Here is a 19,704-nt window from a genome sequence, read left to right on the forward strand (position 1 = left end):
ATTCGCGGCTACCTTGTGTCAGGTACTACTGAACCTTATAAAACGCTTTGTACCAATCAACAAAGCGTTGAATGCCCTCTTTCACCGCCACGCTTGGGGTGAAATCAATCGCTTTAAACAAGTCTTCCGTGTCGGCAAAGGTGGTGTATACGTCCCCCGCTTGCATGGGTAGGAAGTTCTTCTTCGCTTCGACACCTAACGACTCTTCCAACGCTTGCACCATATCCATCAGTTTCACAGGACTGCCGTGACCGATGTTAAACACGCGGTACGGCGCCGTCGCACTGACATTCGGGGTGTTGTTGTCGTTGTCTTGTGCGGTCGGAATCACATCCTGAATACGCACCACGGCTTCAACGATGTCGTCGATAAAGGTGAAATCACGCTGCATATCACCGTGATTGTAAATGTCGATGCTCTCGCCCGATAGGATCGCTTTAGCGAACTTAAATAACGCCATATCTGGGCGTCCCCAAGGACCGTACACGGTAAAGAAACGCAGCCCCGTGGTCGGCAATTGGTACAAATGCGAGTAGGAATGGGCCATCAGCTCATTGGACTTCTTCGTCGCTGCGTACAAGGAAATCGGATGATCGACATTGTCTTCAGTAGAGAACGGAATACGCTTATTCAAGCCATACACAGAGCTGGAAGACGCGTATACCAGATGCTCAATCTTATGATGACGACAGCACTCTAGGATCGACAAAAAGCCTGTTAAGTTGCTGGCACCGTAGGCCATCGGATTATCAATCGAGTAACGCACGCCCGCTTGCGCCGCCAAGTGAATCACACGATCAAATTGCTCTTCTTGGAACAGGTCATTCAGCGCGTCGTAGTCTTCGATACTGCGCGTATGAAAGCTAAAGTTGTCATGGGCAAAATGCTCTAAACGCGCCTGCTTTAAGCTGACATCGTAATAGTCGTTAAGGTTATCCACGCCAACGACTGTATGACCTGCTTCGCACAAACGCTGCGCGACATAGCTACCAATAAAACCGGCTGCGCCAGTCACTAAAAATTTCATAACACACGATCCTCAGAAAACGGCATCTGATAACGCTTCAGAGCCTTAGGCGGTGCACACTCAGCCAGCATGTCATCGCGATCTAACAATAGCCATTCACCACCATGACCAATGCCCATCAATTCGCCACCACTCATATCAAAACATGGGGTTGGCTCTTCTCTTGGCACAAACAAATAACGATTCGGCTGCTCTTGCATCCACAACCAAGCATTGCGGTACTGCTCTTCCATCGGCGCTAGGTAACTGAAATGCGTCAAGGGTATCGGTGAGAATAATAGGAACTGCTCTTTGAACTTGATTAAGCCTAGCTCAGCCTCAGGGCCAATGCGCTCGGCGGTATCCGCCATAATCTTTTGCGCCCCAGCACGCACCGGCTCCATCACCACATAGCCCCAAGTACTAAACAGTAACCAAGTGGCCGCCATCACCGCGCCAAACACTTGCAACGCAGGTGCGCGGCGCTGCCACAGCAAAATCACCAACCAAGCCACGCCGGATCCAGCAAAGAACAGCGCCACTGTCATCGGGCTAACGACGCCATCAAGATGCGCCACGAGAGATTTTTTGCCAGCTAATAGCATACCCGCCGCCACCAATAGCAGCACGGGCACCAACCAAAGCAACGCCTTGATCACGCGTTGAATCCAACGCTCTGAGGATTGCTGTGCCAACCAAGGCGACATCAATAACGCCAACATGGGGACGGCAGGCAGAATATAAACACCGCGTTTACCAGGACTCCAACTAAAGAAGAACAACACCAACGCCACCCAAGCAAACAACACCAACGCAATACGGTGACGCACTAGGAAACGCCAGAAGCTGCGGCTTAACAACATGAACGACAGCGGGAACCACAACGATGGAATCGCTTCGACAAGGTAATACCACCAAGGCAAAATATGGTGCCAAGCATTGGCGTAACGCTCGCCGGTTTGCTTGAACATGATGTTGTCACGGTAGGCGATAAAATCTGGATTACCGCTGCTGTCTGCTAAATACAACATCGGAACCAACCAGCACAGCACCGCTAGGAGCATAAAGCCAAGGGTTAACAGAGGTTCCCCTAGCATGCGCCAGGAACCACGACGGTGTTGCCACGCTTGCTGGATGTAAACAGGAATAAAGAACAAAATCGGCAGGAAGCCCACGCCTTTGGTAATGATGCCCACGCCCATAAAGAAGCCCGACACGCACAACCAGCGTAGGTCAGCCTTGACGTAAAAATGGCGAATCAAACCGTACATGGCCACCGTGATCCAACAGGCCACCATGGCATCAATTTGTGCGGTTTTCGCCTGTAACATAAATTGCGGCACCAACAGCAAGAGCAGTCCCGCCACTCGTGCAGTGCGCACATTCCAAAGCTTGGCGGCGATGTCATAAACACACACTAGCGTCAGTAAAGACGCCAAGGCATTGGGTAGCAAAAACGCCACCTTCATATTGCCGGTTAGCCAGTAGAACAAGGCAATTGCCCACATAAATACTGGCGGCTTATCCGGGTACAGCTCACCTCCGCGAATCGGGAAGAACCAATTGCCCGAGGTCACCATCTCACGAGCCACTTCCGCGAAACGCGGTTCATCCGCTGGCCATGGTGAACGCAAGCCAATCCCTGCAAAGATGATGACAAAGGCGATCAATAGCAATACGGCCAACACCTTGCCGTAATCATCACTCATTAAGCGTTCGTACAAACGTGAGAACATGGGATTACTCTCCTATGGCGACCACACCAGCATGTTGTTTTTTATATTGGCGGTACAAATGACTGGTGAGCATCAGACTGAAAATACCCAGAATAATACTAACGATCAGCTGCCACTCGTTGGCGGAACCGACACCCGATCCGGCCAAGGCAAAAATCAGCGTCTGCGGCAAATAGCCCAAGGCGGACGCCATGATAAAGGCCAGCATCGGCACGCCTGCCACGCCGGACAGAAGGTTGGTAATGACATTGCTGCCGACTGGAAAAATGCGCGCTAGTAGCACTTTGGAAAACGGCTGTACCGAGACGAAGTTACAAAAGCGCTGGTAACGTCGGCCAAAGTAACGGATCAAGGTCTGCTTGAGAATAAAGTGCGCCAACACATAGACCAGCACCGCGCTGACCACGGTACACAGCAAAGCATATAGGGTGCCGTTCAAGGCACCGAAGGTAAAACCGAAGGTAAAGGAAATCAGCTGTCTTGGTGCGCCAATGGCGGTGAATAACACCGCACAGCCAAGCAACAGCAATTGCCCTTGGACACCATTGGTCGAGACGTAGCTGGCAATCCAATCCTTATCGGCGATGTGCTGCCAGATCTCGTTATTGGATTGACCATAGGCCAATACCGCGAGCGCCAGTAGCAAAACGATTTTTAAGATTTTCATGCACTTATTGATCTTTGTGGGTCAATTCAACCACTGGCCAGCGAGTACGACGACGTAGCCACATCACACCGAACAAATCGACAATCCCGACCCAGAGACGGTTCCAAACATTGTATTTCGACACGCCTGCACCACGATCACGGTGATTAACTGGGTGAATCACAATTTCGCCATTCATACGACGGATTAACGCTGGTAGGAAGCGATGCATGTGATCAAAGTAAGGCAACAATAGGAAGGTTTCACGACGGAACACTTTTAGACCACAGCCAGAATCCGGCACGCCATCGTCAAGGAAGAACTGACGCACACGGTTGGCGATTTTCGATTGGGTACGTACCCAAGGAGTGTCTTTACGTTTGTTGCGGTAACCGGCCACGCAGACATGCGGATTACGCACCTGTTTTGCCTTTTCTAACATGGCCACCACATCGGCCGGGTCGTTCTGACCGTCCGCATCCAAGGTCGCGATAAATTCACCGTCCGCATGACGAATCGCTGTATGTACCGCGGTACTCTGACCACAGCTGTAGGGATGGCGTAATACTTTAAGCTGACAGCCCAAGCGTTTAGCGGTGTCGATGGCTTCTTGACCGGTTTGATCATCACTGCCGTCATCGGTCAGGACAATTTCAAAAGTGGTGTGTTGATTAAGGGCTGCAAAGATTTCCTCAATCAGTGGTCGAATATTACCTTGCTCATTTTTGGCAGGTAATACTACGGACAAACTTGGTTTCATAGGCCGGATCCTAATGCTTTGGGCAGAGTTTTCGTTATTCTAGTTTTTAACCTTAAGAAAACCTTAAGGAATAATAATTTAATCATAAGACTGTGCTAAAGTGTCGCCGATTTTCCCCCTATTTTAGGCGCACTTTCTTACATTACGCTTATTGCAGCAGGGCACTTTTCTGATATCGACTCGACTAGCGTCCCCAGCGCTGTTGTTGATATTGCTTAGGGGTGCAGCCGAGTTGTTTTTTAAAGAAGGTAATAAAGGCGCTCACCGACTCATAGCCTAAGTCGTCCGCAATACGCTGTATGGTATGCTGTTGCGCCAAGCCCTCCAGCGCTAACACAATATGCAGCTGCGCGCGCCATTGGCCAAAGGTCAGCTGAATTTGGTCTTTGATCAAACGCGCTAAGGTACGCTCACTCATATTGTAATCCTTGGCCCAGTCTCCCAACTTACGTCGATCATTGGGTGCCGCCAATAAGCGTTGCGCTAAGTCTTTTAAGCGCGGCTCTACTGGCAAGGGAAAATCAAATGCTTCCTGCGGTGCTTGCTCTAACAAATCAATCAACACCTGCTGCAAACGTTCGCGTCCTACTGCCGCTACGTCACGCGGCAATTGCGCAATATGCACAATCAGCTCTCTTACCAACGGAGAAATCGACAGGGTACAAACAGTTTGAGGCAGGTTGGCATGACTGGCATCGATAAACACCATGCACACATCGGAGTAGGCAGCAAAGGTATTGCGGTGCGCAACCTGGCCAGGAATCCACACTGCACAAAGGGGCGGTACCAGCCACATGCTTTGCTCCACATAGCTAGTCACTGAGCCACTTAAGGTCAAAATCAGCTGACCTTTTTGATGCACATGCCATGGGGTTTCCGAGACCTGAGTTCGATGAATCGCGCGCTCGGTAACCAAGGTCGCATCGGAGCGATCCGCCGGACCAAAATCGGTGATGACGTCGATTTGAGCTTGTCTGGATTTAGGCATTTATTGTCATTATCTCGAAATACTACAGAGACGTTACGCCATATACTGCCAAGATACCAATAATAAACCGCGCGGAAGATGCCTATGTTTGCCACATTGCAACGTCGAGACTGGCTACTACTCAGCTTTATCTTTGTTATGGCGCTGAGCTTGCGCGGCCCCGTAGTGGGTATAGCACCGCTGATCGATGTGGTGGAATCTTCTCTGCATTTGTCCAGCTCGGCCTCTGGCCTCTTGACCACCTTACCGATTTTGGCCTTCGCCTTATGTGCGCCACTGGCCACCTTTCTCGGCCGCCGTTATGGCTTAGAGTTTGCGCTATTGCTGGGCTCTATTGCGATAGCCACGGGCATCTTGTTACGCAGTGTGGACGCGCTGCCAAGCCTGTATTTGGGCGTTACCTTGGTTGGCGTCGGCATCGCCATTGGTAATGTGTTATTGCCGATTCTATTAAAGCGCGATTTCCCGCAGCATATCTTGCAGCTGACCGCTGTGTATGTGTTGATGATGAATCTTGGCGGTGCCTTTATGACCGGCTTTGCGGTACCCATCGCCCAGTGGTCCCCCACTTGGTTGCCGACGTTGGCGGGCTGGTCGGCAGCGCTGCTGAGCCATCTGATCTTCATATTGCCTGCGCTGTTACTGTGGTTTTGGATTCCCAAACACCAGGCGGTGCCTACGTCGAATCAAGCCGCGCCAAAACCCATGTGGCGCTCACCGTTAGCGTGGATTATCACGCTGTTTCTAGCACTCGACTCGGTGCTGAATTACATCGTCAACGCTTGGATTCCAACCATTCTCGCCGCAAAAGGGTTCGATGCTGCCACCGCGGGGTTGTACCATAGCTACGTGCAAACAGCGGGCATGATTCCAGCGTTAGCCCTACCGCTATTAAAACGCTATTTTGGCAGTCCACGACAGCTAGCTGGCATCGCTATTTGCGCCACCTTAATCAGTTTGCTCGGTTATGCATTTGCCCCTGCGATCTCAGCGCTGTGGTCATTTCTATTCGGATTTGGTTGTACGTTGGGCTTTGTTATGGGGCTGTCATTGATTAGCTTACGCACTGCATCCGTGCGCGAAGCGGCTGCTTTATCAGGGATGGCGCAGCTGGTGGGGTACTTGATGGCCGCTGCGGGGCCTGTGACCATAGGGGCTTTATTTGACTGGACCCAAGATTGGCAATATCCCTTGTATGTGTTGATCGGCATTGTCCTGCTGTGGGCAGTCATTGGTTGGTTTGCCAGTGCTCAGGAGTCTGAGCACTGATTATTTGGACGCTGTTCAAGTAGGGATGTAAATCGTAAAACGCGTGCCCTGTTCATCACTGTGCACTTCGATACGTCCACGCAGCAAGCGCGTTACCCATTGATGCACCATATACAAGCCCAACCCCGAGTGTTTTTTACCACGGCCAGTGGTGACAAACGGCTCCCAGATAGATTCGATGAGTTCCGCTGAAATCCCTTTACCATCGTCCGCTATTTCCAGAATGAACTCTTCCTCCTGTTTCGCGGTAATCCTAATAGCGCCTGGCTGACCATTTGAAAAAGCGTGATCCAAGGCATTTAAGACAAGATTCTGCAGCACTTGTGACAAAACGCCTTGTGAAGAATTCAGCTCCTGATCCGCTTCGACCACCATTTCCACATGAATTTCAGGACGCTTATTCAACACTGACTTAAGGGGCGACAGGGTGTCTTCCATCATGCTTTTTACGTTGAAGGATTCGCTATCAGAATACTGCTGCTTTTGCTGGGTAATACGTTTGAATTGTTCAATCACATCGGCCGCACGATTTAAGTTTTGCAAGGCCAGATTGGTCGAACTTTCGTAGGCATCCGCAATTTTCGCATCCACATGGGGCGCAATATTTGACTTGATATGTTGCAAAGAAGAAAGGCACAAACGAATGCCGCCAAGTGGCGTATTCAACTCATGACCGACACCCGCCACCATCAAGCCAAGCGACGATAAGCGTCCTTTTTCCACTAACTCATCTTGCAGAGAGATCAGCATTTTATTGGCTTCGGTTAGCTTCACTTGCGTGGCTTCCAACGCCTCTTTTTCCGATTCGATGCGCTCAAGATGATTTTTACGCTGTTCAATATTGCGCCATAGCAATAAGCCGAAAGTCGTCAGCAAGGTGTAGGTCACCACGACCAAGGCAAGCACCACAATCCAAACAAAGTTCCGTTCTTGCCGCCATACATCAGGACGCGTTTGAGACACCATGTAGTAATAGGAGGCTTGGGACACTTCCTCATCTACGTATACGGGCACAGAAGACAGGGGCCGGCCATCCGCCAAAGTCACCGGCAGTAATGAGCGACTTTGATCCACTTGTTGCCAGCCTTCAGGGAACATATTGGCAAACGAAGACAAGATATCACCATACAAATGCAGCCATTCCAGTTCAGGCTGTGACGCCAAGAGCCACTGCCCTTTGGTATTAATCATTTCTAAGGTGTTATTCGCGCTCTGTAGGGAACGCAGGCGGGCAAACAAATAGTTCAGGTTGTAGTTCACCACCAACAAACCCAGCGTTTGCTGCTTCTCTTGTAGCTTGATGCTGGCACGAATGGTCACTTCGTAGGGCCGAACGATATTGCCGTTCTCTACGTTTAAATCAATGGGGGTCAGCGCTACGGTACGATTGGGAGAAGCCATCCCCTCGGTGAAATAATAGCGATTGGCTTTGTTTTGCAGCTCAGCAGAAGGCACGAGTTCGACGTTACGATCATAGACATTGACGCGCACCCGTTCTTGTCCATTGGTGTCGAGCCAACGAATTTGGGAAATATAATCCGATAACCCTCGGGCACGCATAAAGTACTGCGCCACCGCCAAACGCCACTCTGTTGGGTCAGCAAAGTTCGACGGCAGTAGGCTCGCCTCTAACTCTTCGCCCATGTATTCCATGATTTGCTTGATATGCCCCAATTCACGGGACATCAGCGCGCTACCGCGATTGGCTAACTCGGCTTGCTCATAATATGCATTGTCACGCAGTTTGGCTTGCCAAAGCTGTGCCGTGACACAGCCAAGTAGCGCCGTCAGTAGCAAGGGTACGAAATAAATAACTATCCAAGGGTGCTTCATGCTCTAGACTTTGATTTCCTTATCAGAGGCACACCAAGCTAGGGCATCTTCAAGGGTCATGGGTTTGGCAATCCAATAACCTTGCCCCGCATCGCACCCCATTTGCAACAGCATTTGGTATTGAGATTCGGTTTCTATGCCCTCGGCAATCACACTCATACCGAGCAAGTGCCCAAGATTAATGATCATCTGTACGATCTGTTTATCTTGTTCTGTATCTTGCATGCGCCACACAAACTGTCGATCAATTTTTAGTTCCGCTGCTTTCAAATGAGACAGGTATGACAGTGAAGAGTACCCCGCCCCGAAGTCATCAATACTGACGCGAATGCCTAAGGCTTTAAGCTTATCGAGGTAATCTGCCGCGGAGCGCAGCACTTCTATCAATTGCGTTTCCGTTACTTCAATTTCAATGCTATGGGCATCTACTTGTTGCTGACACAGACAATCGTAAAAGCGCGTAACAAAATCCGCACGGGAGATTTCAGAACCCGCAACATTGACCGAAATAGGTACGTCGATACCCGACTGACGCAATACTTTTACCGCTTCACAGGCACGAATCGCCACGTACTCATCCAGCTTATCAACCAGCCCCGCAGTCTCCGCGAGCGGTACAAAATGATCCGGCGGAATCATTTTATTGTCAGCATCACGCCAACGCACTAAGGCTTCAAAGCCGATCAATTGATGATCTTGCAAACTTACTTTAGGTTGCAGGTGGATAAAGATCTCTTCGTCGTTAAGGGCTAGGCGTAACTTCTTCATTAACTCGTAACGATCTTGTATCTCTGCCAGTTCCGACGCCTCGAATAAGCCAAACTCCATATTACGATGTTTGGTCTGCTCTAGAATCGACTTGGCGATGCCGAGAATCTGCTGCGGTTCCTGATACTCCATATCCGACAGTTTCACCAAGGCGCCGGTCAGATCGATATGATGCTTGGCGCCATCCATTTCAATTTGTGGGTGCAGGATATGCTCTAGGGACTCACGGTCATAATCTTGTTGATCATAGATCAATAACAATAAGGTATCGCGCTCATACATCACCACATCAATGGCTTTGGTAAAGCTGGCTCTTAAATAGCTCGACAGATGTTTCATTAAGGAGCGGCCAAACTTCACCCCGAGCAAGACTTCGCTGTAAGACAGGTCTTCGACAAATAGCATCAGTAGTTTGGCATTTTGACGCTCTTCTAAGGTCAAACGCTCCAGTTGATGCAGCATCCAGTTTTTATTTTGCAGCCCCGTCACAGAGTCGAAGTAAGCCAATTCGGACAAGCGATTATGCAAGGCAACATTATTAAAGCCCGCATTGATGTTTTCGCCAAAAATCTGCAATAGATCGATCTCATAATCGGTCAGTGGCCGATCGCAGTTAATAACCACCAGATAATCCCGTTGATCGACTTCTTCACTGGTGAAATATAAGCACGACAAGGGTGTTTCGATGACATGGCACTGGGCGCTGAGGCTTTGTGCTACCACACGAAAGAATTCAGGATCAGAGGTCATATTGCCAAGATATTGATTGGCCCACGGCTTATACATCCCAGCGACCGCGAACACTCGCGCTTTCCCTGCGGATTCTTCTCGTTGATGAGTAACGCACACCAAGCCGCCTTGATCGAAGCAAAATACCGTCGCCAATTCATCTAATATCGACTGGGTGTAGCTCTTTAGGTCCAGTTTACTGCTCAAGCGCTGACTGGATTCAATCAGCATTTGCAGCCCCTGACGGGCCTGCTGCATAGCTTGCATATGCTCCCAGGTACGCAGGTTACCTAAGACAATGGTCTGCAGATGATCCAGACTTAAGTCGCTCTTATTCCAATAATCATCCACATCATAATTGGCCATCAGATCGTCTAATGGCATCATGCCTGGCTGCCCTGTGAGCAACACAATCCGTACCAATTGATTGCCCAGACCGTTGCGAATACTGCGCACCAACCTAAGGCCTGAATCATCCTGCTCCATCACCACATCCAATAACACTAGGCTGATATCCGGATGTTGGGCTAACACGGTTGCAGCTTGCTGAGCGCTGTTTGCGCTTAAAAACTCTACTTCTCGCCCACCGTAATTTAAGGTTTTAAGCGATAGCAACAAGGTCTCTTGATAGACGATGTCGTCTTCAACCGTGAGAACTTTGCATCGCTGTGACGGTGTGCGGTACATCTCCATATTGCGGATAGCGTCCATAACGATTCGTCCTGCTGAAAATCGGTTCCAAATGTATTAGGTATAGATGCTTTTAAGTCTAGCGTATGTTGTGATTTGTAACGTTCAATATTAGTTGTCACGCATTACAAAAAATCATTTTTGAATCACCACACAAGTGCCGCTGCTTCCTTGTACAAATATGCTATAGTGCCCGTTTCATTATTTCATTGACATCTTGCTCAGCAAGGTAGGGTTATGACAAAGCAAAAAGGCAATCTATTCATTCTGTCGGCGCCATCGGGCGCGGGTAAATCGTCCCTGTACAAAGCACTGCTACAGGCGGATCAAAAAGTTCGTATTTCTGTGTCCCACACTACACGTGCACCGCGCACAGGTGAAGAGCATGGTCGTGAATACTTCTTTGTGGACGTTGATTCTTTCCTAGACATGATCGCTGAAGATGCCTTTTTTGAGCACGCACAGGTGTTTGATAACTACTACGGAACCTCGAAGCAAGCTATTTTTGATATGCTTGAGCAAGGCTTGGATGTGATTCTTGAAATCGATTGGCAGGGCGCGCGCCAAGTGCGTGAGTTGTACCCTGATGCGATCGGCATTTTCATCCTGCCACCCTCTATGCAAGCGCTTGAAGAGCGCCTGACCGGCCGTGGCACCGATGCGGCCGACGTGATCGCCCGTCGTATGTCGAAAGCAGTCAACGAAATGTCGCACTATGACGAGTACGACTACGTCATTATCAACGATGATTTCAATGAAGCGTTGGAACAATTAAAGGCCGTTTTTGTGGCAAATCGCGCAAGAACGCCATTAATCCAAGAGATTCACACAGATCTCATCAATGATCTCTTGTCATAGTGATCGCCCGTTAAGTAAAATTGACGGCACTAATTAGTGATTAATTCTTACCCTATATAGAGGTCAAACATGGCTCGAGTTACAGTTGAAGATTGTCTAGAAAACGTAGATAACCGTTTTGAGTTAGTAATGGTAGCCGCTAAGCGTGCCCGCCAACTAGCAACCGGTGGTGCGGACGCTAAAGTACCACTAGAAGAAGACAAAATGACCGTAGTAGCACTACGTGAAATCGCAGAAAACCTAATCAACGCGAAAAACGTCGACTTCCAAAACAAGCCTACGACTGAGTTCTAAGCATTGATGGTTCGCATCGCTCAACGCACGATTTTCTGGTTTAGCTTTTCCTGATGTGAGGTGAGCGGTGTCTACTATTGAAGTGTTAGCTCAAACCCTTAGCCAATACCTGCCCTATGAGCAGGTGGCGACGGTGAAACGCGCGTATTATTACGCCGAACAAGCCCATGATGGCCAAAAACGCAAAAGTGGCGAGCACTATGTGACGCATCCTCTTGCTGTGGCCTTCATCTTGGCTGACCTGCGCATGGATTGTGAAGGCCTCACGGCTGCCTTGCTGCACGACGTTATTGAAGACACTGGTATTTCCCGCGAATCCCTTGCTGAGCAGTTCGGTGAAGGTGTGGCAGGCCTAGTAGATGGTGTGAGTAAACTGACTCACCTTGAATTCAATAGCCAGCTTGAGAAGCAAGCGCACAACTTCCAAAAAATGGCCATGGCCATGGCCGATGACATCCGCGTCATCATGGTCAAACTGGCCGACCGCCTGCATAACATGCGCACTCTTGATGCCATGCCGGGCCATAAAAAGCGCCGCATTGCCCGCGAAACCCTCGATATTTACGCCCCTATTGCCAACCGCTTAGGTATGTACGAGGTCAAAGTCGACCTAGAATCCTTGGCCTTTGAAGCCTACTACCCGATGCGTTCACGCATGCTAAAGCGCGCGATTAATAAGCGTTATGGCCAGCGTGAAAAAGCCATGCAAAAGCTTGAGGATTTTATCCGTTCGGAATTGGCCGCTGACTACATCGATTCAACTATCAGCGTGCGCGAAAAGCACACCTACAGCATCTACCAGAAAATGCATAAGAAACGCCGTTCTCTGGAAGAAATCATGGATGTCATGGGCGTGCGCATCGTGACCGATCGTCAAGACAGCTGTTATCGCATTTTAGGTGTGATTCATGCTTTGTTTAAGCCGATCGAAGGGCGCTTTAAAGATTACATTGCCGTACCCAAATCGAACGGTTACCAGTCATTGCACACCACGGTGGTGGGTAATAACGGTTTGCCATTGGAAGTACAAATCCGTACTCAAGAAATGGATATGGTGGCGATCAATGGTATCGCCGCACACTGGACGTACAAGTCTCAAGGTCAGTCAACCATGACCGCGACCAACCATGAGCGTGCGACCAAGTGGGTGAAAAGCTTGCTTGAGATTCAAGAAAAAGCCCACAACCCGATGGAATTCATCGACAACGTTAAAAGCGATCTTTTCCCTGATGAAGTGTATGTGTTTACACCAAAAGGCGAGATTATCGAGCTGCCATCTGGTGCGACGCCGGTGGACTTTGCCTACGGCGTGCACACAGAAATCGGTAACACCTGTATTTCTTGTCGTATCAACCGTCGTCTAGCACCGCTGAGTACGCAGCTAGAAAGTGGCCAGACCGTTGAAGTGATCACCGCGAAAAGTGCCCAGCCAAACGTGGCTTGGTTGAGTTTTGCCATCACTGGTAAAGCGCGCACCAACATTCGCCATTACCTGAAGTCGAAACAGCGTGAAAACGCCATTTCCTTTGGTTACCGTCTGCTAACACGTTCATTGAATGCGTTCCGCACCACGGTCGAAGAACTGACCGAAGAACAAATCAAAGTGGTACTCGAGGCACATCAACTTGAGACCATGGACGATCTACTCGAGTCCATTGGTAAAGGCCGTCACGTAGGCTACGTGATTGCGCGTCAGCTGTTCCCGAACTTCAATGAAGACGAACTGATCACACCGAAGTCGTTCAAAGTGAATGGCTCCGAAGGCATGCTGATCTCCTACGCCAAATGTTGTTCGCCGATCCCAGGTGACCCGATTGTCGGCTACGTGCAAGTGGACAAAGGCATTATCATTCATCATCAGAGCTGTCCGAACATTCAAGACCACCTTGCTAACCCAGAGCGCTACATTCGCATGACCTGGAGTAAAGAAATCGAGGAAGAGTTGAATGTTAGCCTTATCGTGACCTACGTGAATGAACGTGGCGCGGTGGCAAAAATCGCCAGCTCGATTACCGATACCGATTTCCAAGTGTCGAACTTGGACATCATTGAGCGTGGCAAGATTTCCCGTTTACGTCTCAACATCGCCATTTCCAGCCGTGTTGGCTTGGCCGATGTGATGCGTCGTATTAAAGCTGTGCGCTGTGTTGAAAAAGTGTCTCGCGAAACCATTGTTGGACGCTGATCAGGCAGTGTTAATTGATTAAATCTTTAAGGATCCCAAATCATGGCAAAACAAGTGATCTTCTCTGAAAACGCACCGGCAGCGATCGGCCCATACTCTCAAGCAGTTCGTGCTGGTAACACTGTTTACCTATCTGGCCAAATCCCATTGGTTCCAGCAACAATGGAAGTGATCAGCGACGACGTTGCCGAGCAAACAACTCAAGTATTCCAAAACCTACAAGCAGTCTGTGAAGCAGCTGGCGGCTCTCTAAAAGACATCGTTAAGCTAAACATCTACATGACTGACCTAGGTAACTTCGCCCTAGTAAACGAAGTCATGACGAAATTCTTCGTTGAGCCATACCCAGCTCGCGCAGCACTAGGCGTACGCGCGCTGCCAAAAGGCGTTGCGGTTGAAATCGAAGGCGTAATGGTACTAGAAGACTAATCTTCTTTTATCAAGCCTAAAAGAAAGGCGCTTGGAGCAATCCAAGCGCCTTTTTTGTTGTTTGGGAGGTGGTTACAAGCCTGCGCTCATGTGCGCTAACCATTCATGGTAGTCCGCCATCATACTCTCATACCCTGCCACATAGGACGGATACTCTGGCTGCCAGCCCATTTCATGCAGCGCAGTCGGCACGATACGCTTACCACGTGCTGGTAGGTAATCGGTCAGTTTAATACTGTCCGGTAGTGGCGGTAACACTTGTAAGCGTGCCGCGAGCCAGAGCTTCACTTCCCACATGGACGTTGGTTGACCATCGCTAGCAATCAGATGCTTGGGGAGCTTTTGTCCCGTTAAGGCAACCGCTCCGAGCACACATAAGGCCGACACTACATCGTCACGGTGAATACGGTTGGTCCATTGATTCACCGACCAAGCATCGCCACGATGCACACCTTCTAATAAACGAAAGCGCCCTGGTCCATAAATCCCCGAACAGCGCAGTGCCGTGCTCGATAAATTATCACTCAGCACGCGTTCCGCCGCTAAAATCTGCTCTGCCGTGTCCGAGTCGGCCACCGCTGGCGTATGATCATCAATCCATTCACCACGATTTTGCCCATAGACACTGGTGCTAGAGACAAAAATCACTTTGGGTTGCGTGCGATTTTGATAGGCCGCCACCAACGCCTTGGCCGTCTCCACATAAGCAGCGGCATATGCCTCGGTCGTTCGACCAGATGGTGTCATAATCAGATAGACCAACTCTGCATCCGGCCATTGTTCCGACGGCAACGTGGTGATGTCATGGGTAATGCCCGTCACGCCCTTGGGAAAGTGTGTTCCCGAACGTCGAATACCCGTTACCTGAGCGCCTTGATCCACAAAGTGTTGCGCGACGCCCTGCCCTAAATCTCCACAACCTGCTATTAGAATCTTTGTCATGATTCCCTCGATCATTGCAAAAAATGCTTAACTGTCCAGAAACAGTACACTTTATCAGAATATGTATTATCATAGTTAATACCAATCAAAAGGGTATCAGACTATGACGCTAACAGAACTCAAGTACATCGTTATGCTAGCCGAAGAGAAGCACTTTGGACGCGCTGCAGAGCGTTGCCATGTCTCTCAGCCAACTCTCAGTGTGGCCGTCAAAAAGCTAGAAGACGAACTCGGTGCGGCTATTTTTGAACGCAGCAAGAGCTCAGTCTACATCACCCCGATTGGTGAACAAATCATTGCCCAAGCACGCCGCGTGTTGGAGCAAGCGAACATGATCAAAGAGCTGGCTTCTTCTGGTAAAAACCAACTGCGTGGCCCTTTGAAAGTCGGTGCGATTTTCACCATCGCCCCTTACCTGTTCCCATCGATGATCCCAGAGCTGAAAAGCATTGCCGAAGGCATGCCTTTGCAGATCGAAGAGGATCTGACGGAGAACTTACGCCCTAAACTGCGTAATGGCGAACTGGATGCCATCATTGTTGCGTTACCGTTTCGTGAGCCGGACGTGGTGACACAACCGATTTACGAAGAAGAGTTCGTGGTGCTGATGCCGAAAGATCACCCTTGGACCAAGCTCGAACACATCAGTACCGATCAGCTCACCACTGACAATTTGCTTCTATTAGGCAAGGGCCATTGCTTCAGCGATCAGGTCATGGAAGCTTGCCCCTTGGTGGGCGAAGATGAACTCAACGACGGCCATACTATCGTTAATGGTAGCTCGTTGGAGACAATTCGCTACATGGTGTCATCCGGTTTAGGGGTCACCGTGTTACCTAAGTCCGCTGTGACCCATTTAGACGAAAGCATTCTAGCGGTGCGCCCCTTTAAAGCACCGGTACCCAAACGCACCGTGGCACTGGCATGGCGCGCCAGCTTCCCACGTCCGCAGGCGATTGAGTCCCTAAGTCAGTCCATTAAAGAAGCCTGTAAGAAGTTGAACCTAGGCTAACTATGGTTGACGCATTAGAAACCCAAGACATCAAAGAGCTGAAAGGTGTTGGCGCGGCGATGGCAGACAAGCTCGCCAAGCTCAACATTCACACGGTGCAAGATGCGCTGTTTCATTTGCCGATCCGCTATCAAGATCGCACCCGCGTGGTGCCGATTGGGCAGTTGCGTTTTGGTGACGAAGCGGTGATTGAAGGGGAAGTCAGCGGCTGTGAAATCAAAATGGGCAAACGCCGCAGTTTGATTTGTCGCTTACGCGATCATTCTGGCTCTCTGTGCCTGCGCTTTTTTCATTTTAATGCGGCACAAAAGAAGCAATTAGAGCAAGCCGGTCGCGTTCGATGCTTTGGTGAGATTCGCCGTGGCAGCACTGGCTTTGAAATTTATCACCCAGAATACAGCGTGATAAAAGATGATGATGCTCATGAAGGCACGGAACAGCTGACGCCCATTTACCCGCTCACAGAAGGCATCACGCAAACTAAGATTCGTCAGATCTGTGAGCAAGCTTTAGAACGTTTAACGCCATACAACCTACGAGAATGGCTGCCAGACAGCATTCGCCAGCAGTTTAGCCTACCCGCTTTAGCCGATGCGATTCATTTTCTGCACCACCCAACTCGCGGTACTGACCTTGAACAGTTAAAACGCGGCGCGCACCCTGCCCAATATCGCCTATCGTTTGAAGAGTTAATGGCCCATCAGCTGTCCTTGATTGGCAAACGGCAAATGGCCAAGCACGATCGTGCCATTGTCGTGCCTGAGCGCGGTGCCTTGGTCGATCAACTCTTAGCTCAATTACCGTTCGCGCCCACCGGTGCACAACAGCGCGTTAGCCTAGAGATTCTTACTGACTTAGGCACCGGCCATCCGATGCTGCGCCTAGTACAAGGGGATGTGGGTTCCGGTAAAACCCTAGTCGCGGCCATGGCCGCGGCCGCGGTGGTGCAACAAGGTTACCAAGTAGCAGTGATGGCCCCGACGGAAATCCTCGCGGAACAGCACTATATCAACTTCAAACAATGGTTTGAGCCACTCGGTATCGAGGTGGCGTGGATGATCGGTAAGCTCAAAGGCAAACAACGTGAAGCCGAATTAGAACGGATCGCCTCGGGGAGCGCGAGTATTGTCGTGGGGACTCATGCCCTATTCCAAGAAACCGTTACCTTCAAAGGCTTAGCCTTGGCGATCATTGATGAACAACACCGCTTTGGGGTACATCAACGTATGGCGCTGCGTGAAAAAGGCTTACAGGCCGGTTTTCAGCCCCATCAGCTAATTATGACCGCCACGCCAATTCCTCGGACCTTGGCCATGTCTGCTTACGCAGATTTGGATTGTTCGATTATTGATGAGCTACCGCCAGGACGCACGCCAGTAAATACCATTGTCGTGTCCAACCAACGTCGCGACGAAGTGATTCAGCGCGTACGCCATGCCTGCGAAGAAGGCAAGCAAGCCTATTGGGTCTGTACCCTGATCGAAGAGTCCGAGGCACTACAATGCCAAGCGGCGGAAGACACCGCTATCCTTCTGCAAGAGCATTTAACCGGACTTTCGATTGGCTTGGTCCATGGACGCCTTAAGGCGCAGGAAAAAGCCGATATCATGGCGCGTTTTAAAGCCGGTGAAATTCAACTTTTAGTCGCCACCACCGTCATCGAAGTGGGGGTCGATGTGCCCAATGCCAGTTTAATGGTCATTGAAAACCCAGAACGCCTTGGTTTGGCGCAATTGCACCAATTACGTGGTCGTGTCGGTCGTGGCCAAGCCGCCAGTCATTGTGTGCTGTTATACCATGCGCCACTCGGTCAACAGGGCAAAGCCCGTCTGGCGACCATGCGCGAAACCACCGATGGCTTTAAGATTGCCGAAAAAGACCTTGAGCTACGTGGTCCAGGTGAATTACTCGGTGCCCGTCAAACCGGTCTGCTGGAGTTTAAAGTAGCGGACTTGCAGCGTGATAAAGCCCTCTTACAGAACGTGCAACAAGCCGCTGCGCAGCTTTATCAGCACTATCCTGAACACGTGTCTCCCCTGCTGTCGCGCTGGTTGCCCAAGCATCAACAGTATTTGAATGTCTAGTCATAAGAATATTGTTGCATTTGTCTAAATTTTAATCAGACTGTCACATCTTGGTTTGAAGATAGCCTTCATTAACCCCACCTTTGCCAAGGAATAACAGAGGAACCTGCCCGTGACTGCCATCGCTGAATCATTCGCGTTAGTAAAAGATCTGACTTTAACGGGTAGCTACGGCTACCAAATCCAACAAGATCGCGTGATCATTACGATTGATCAGATTGCTAGCCAGCGCAGCCTAGACAATCTCAGTGGCACTCTGGCGATTGAGTTACGTGGCTACCAGCAAGACGGTCAGCAAGCCCTGCTTGCCAGCACTACCATTGGGCAACTATCAGGACAGCATTTCCTCGCTAATTGTCAGTATGATCTCGTATTCCAAGCCCCGCCTGCAGGTGACTGGCAAATCGCCTTAGAGCTGCGCGAATGGGATGGGGAAGACTACGTCTTGGCCGATCGTCAGCTGTTTGATCAAGCGTATGTGCTTGAAACCGATACGAAAACCGCCGAAGAAGCGATTATCGCTAAAGAAGATAATGTGATCATCGCCGATTTCACACCTGTCACAGAATTAGACCTGCCAGCTCAGTCAGAAACGGCAGCCCCAGAGAAGCCTGAAAAGACGACCAAAGCAAAGAAAAGCAGCAAGGTCGAAAAGGTGCTATTAAGCGTTAACCATAGCAGTCTAGAAGAGCTTTCTAACGTTAAAGGCTTGCCTAAGAAAGTGGCTAAGGAAATCGTCGATCAGCGTCCCCACTCCACTTGGGAAGGGCTACTAAAGCTCAAAGGGATTGGGCCTAAACTGCTAAAAAAGTTAAGCAAGGTTTTAAAGCTTAATTAAGCTCGCCCACTATCATTGCCCTATAAAAAAACCACGCTGATTGTGCGTGGTTTTTTTTCTGCCGAGGATGACAAGTCCGTTACGGGATTTTCACCACAGTGGTATTTTTCACTTCTTCCATGGCCACATAAGTACGTGATTCGCGTACGTGCGGTAAGGTCAGCAAGGTTTCACCCAGTAGGTGACGGTAGGCGTCCATATTCGATACCCGAGCTTTGAGTAGATACTCAAAGTCACCGGCAATCAGGTGACATTCCAGCACTTCCGGAATCTCGGCGACGGCTTCTTTAAACTCGTTAAAACCTTCTGGGGATGTGGCTTTCAGTCGAATCTCCACAAACACCAACAAGCCCGCGTCCACTTTACGCGGATCGACCAAGGCACAATAACCGGTAATGTAGCCATTACGTTCCAGTCGGCGCACACGCTCTAAACACGGTGTGGCACTCAAACCAACACGACTCGCAAGCTCCACATTCGATAAGCGACCATTAATTTGCAGCTCACGCAGGATCTTCTTATCCAATCTGTCCAAAGGCTTTGCAGACGTTTCCATCAATATGACTCTCCGAAGGTAACTGTCATTTAATTTAGCGCGATTCTACCACGGGGCAAATCACTTAGGAAAAATAACCAC

Annotated in this window: 17 protein-coding genes; 8 read left to right on the plus strand and 9 right to left on the minus strand. The window is 49.8% G+C overall.

Annotation, left to right across the window (positions count from 1 at the left end; genetic code table 11):
* Positions 1-25: 25 nt before the first annotated feature.
* The 5 genes from ACOSVP_RS12220 to ACOSVP_RS12240 all read right to left on the minus strand — a co-directional run bounded on the left by ACOSVP_RS12220 (position 26) and on the right by ACOSVP_RS12240 (position 5,136).
* On the minus strand, positions 26-1,027 hold the full coding sequence (locus ACOSVP_RS12220) for an NAD-dependent epimerase (protein WP_487347789.1): 1,002 nt from the start codon (positions 1,025-1,027) through the stop codon (positions 26-28).
* Positions 1,024-2,742: an ArnT family glycosyltransferase gene (locus ACOSVP_RS12225; RefSeq protein ID WP_487347790.1), complete on the minus strand. Its 1,719-nt coding sequence runs from the start codon at positions 2,740-2,742 to the stop codon at positions 1,024-1,026. The genes ACOSVP_RS12220 and ACOSVP_RS12225 overlap by 4 nt, the downstream gene beginning before the upstream one ends.
* Before the next feature lie 4 nt (positions 2,743-2,746).
* Positions 2,747-3,409, minus strand: coding sequence for a TVP38/TMEM64 family protein (locus ACOSVP_RS12230; protein WP_487347791.1), 663 nt, complete (start codon positions 3,407-3,409; stop codon positions 2,747-2,749).
* A 4-nt stretch (positions 3,410-3,413) separates the two neighbouring features.
* Positions 3,414-4,148 carry a glycosyltransferase family 2 protein gene (locus tag ACOSVP_RS12235; RefSeq protein WP_487347792.1) on the minus strand — a complete coding sequence of 245 codons (735 nt, stop codon included), beginning with the start codon at positions 4,146-4,148 and terminating at the stop codon, positions 3,414-3,416.
* A 184-nt stretch (positions 4,149-4,332) separates the two neighbouring features.
* Complete coding sequence (locus ACOSVP_RS12240) at positions 4,333-5,136, minus strand: AraC family transcriptional regulator (RefSeq protein WP_487347793.1); 804 nt, start codon at positions 5,134-5,136, stop codon at positions 4,333-4,335.
* Between the two features lie 84 nt (positions 5,137-5,220).
* Here ACOSVP_RS12240 and ACOSVP_RS12245 point away from each other — a divergent pair, with 84 nt between their 5' ends.
* On the plus strand, positions 5,221-6,405 hold the full coding sequence (locus ACOSVP_RS12245) for an MFS transporter (protein ID WP_487347794.1): 1,185 nt from the start codon (positions 5,221-5,223) through the stop codon (positions 6,403-6,405).
* Between the two features lie 15 nt (positions 6,406-6,420).
* On the opposite strand, the gene ACOSVP_RS12250 is transcribed toward ACOSVP_RS12245, so the two are convergent.
* Complete coding sequence (locus ACOSVP_RS12250) at positions 6,421-8,238, minus strand: sensor histidine kinase (protein ID WP_487347795.1); 1,818 nt, start codon at positions 8,236-8,238, stop codon at positions 6,421-6,423.
* A gap of 3 nt (positions 8,239-8,241) precedes the next feature.
* The gene (locus ACOSVP_RS12255; protein WP_487347796.1) at positions 8,242-10,446 is read right to left on the minus strand and encodes a putative bifunctional diguanylate cyclase/phosphodiesterase; all 2,205 of its coding nucleotides are present in this window, start codon (positions 10,444-10,446) and stop codon (positions 8,242-8,244) included.
* Positions 10,447-10,662: 216 nt separating this feature from the next.
* Between ACOSVP_RS12255 and gmk the strand changes: the two genes are divergently transcribed.
* The 4 genes from gmk (at position 10,663) to ACOSVP_RS12275 (ending at position 14,191) form a co-directional block, all read left to right on the plus strand.
* Positions 10,663-11,283, plus strand: coding sequence for a guanylate kinase (gmk, locus tag ACOSVP_RS12260; RefSeq protein ID WP_487347797.1), 621 nt, complete (start codon positions 10,663-10,665; stop codon positions 11,281-11,283).
* Between the two features lie 69 nt (positions 11,284-11,352).
* A complete protein-coding gene (rpoZ, locus tag ACOSVP_RS12265; RefSeq protein ID WP_487347798.1) occupies positions 11,353-11,577 on the plus strand; it encodes a DNA-directed RNA polymerase subunit omega in 225 nt (74 codons plus the stop codon).
* A 67-nt stretch (positions 11,578-11,644) separates the two neighbouring features.
* Positions 11,645-13,762: a RelA/SpoT family protein gene (locus ACOSVP_RS12270; RefSeq protein ID WP_487347799.1), complete on the plus strand. Its 2,118-nt coding sequence runs from the start codon at positions 11,645-11,647 to the stop codon at positions 13,760-13,762.
* 42 nt (positions 13,763-13,804) lie between these two features.
* Positions 13,805-14,191, plus strand: a complete 387-nt coding sequence (locus tag ACOSVP_RS12275) for a RidA family protein (RefSeq protein WP_067205912.1) — start codon at positions 13,805-13,807, stop codon at positions 14,189-14,191.
* A gap of 72 nt (positions 14,192-14,263) precedes the next feature.
* Here ACOSVP_RS12275 and ACOSVP_RS12280 read toward each other — a convergent pair whose 3' ends face one another.
* The gene (locus ACOSVP_RS12280) at positions 14,264-15,133 is read right to left on the minus strand and encodes an NAD-dependent epimerase/dehydratase family protein (RefSeq protein ID WP_487347800.1); all 870 of its coding nucleotides are present in this window, start codon (positions 15,131-15,133) and stop codon (positions 14,264-14,266) included.
* 103 nt (positions 15,134-15,236) lie between these two features.
* On the opposite strand from ACOSVP_RS12280, the gene ACOSVP_RS12285 reads away from it, so the two are divergent.
* From ACOSVP_RS12285 to ACOSVP_RS12295, 3 genes are all read left to right on the plus strand, one after another.
* Positions 15,237-16,145, plus strand: a complete 909-nt coding sequence (locus tag ACOSVP_RS12285) for a hydrogen peroxide-inducible genes activator (protein WP_487347801.1) — start codon at positions 15,237-15,239, stop codon at positions 16,143-16,145.
* Between the two features lie 2 nt (positions 16,146-16,147).
* Entirely contained in the window at positions 16,148-18,229 is a 2,082-nt protein-coding gene (recG, locus tag ACOSVP_RS12290) for an ATP-dependent DNA helicase RecG (protein WP_487347802.1), read from the plus strand.
* A gap of 112 nt (positions 18,230-18,341) precedes the next feature.
* On the plus strand, positions 18,342-19,067 hold the full coding sequence (locus ACOSVP_RS12295; RefSeq protein WP_487347803.1) for a helix-hairpin-helix domain-containing protein: 726 nt from the start codon (positions 18,342-18,344) through the stop codon (positions 19,065-19,067).
* Positions 19,068-19,146: 79 nt separating this feature from the next.
* On the opposite strand, the gene lrp is transcribed toward ACOSVP_RS12295, so the two are convergent.
* Positions 19,147-19,623 carry a leucine-responsive transcriptional regulator Lrp gene (lrp, locus tag ACOSVP_RS12300; protein ID WP_133561677.1) on the minus strand — a complete coding sequence of 159 codons (477 nt, stop codon included), beginning with the start codon at positions 19,621-19,623 and terminating at the stop codon, positions 19,147-19,149.
* Positions 19,624-19,704 lie beyond the last annotated feature (81 nt).

The organism is Marinomonas sp. HM11-D (assembly GCF_057626615.1).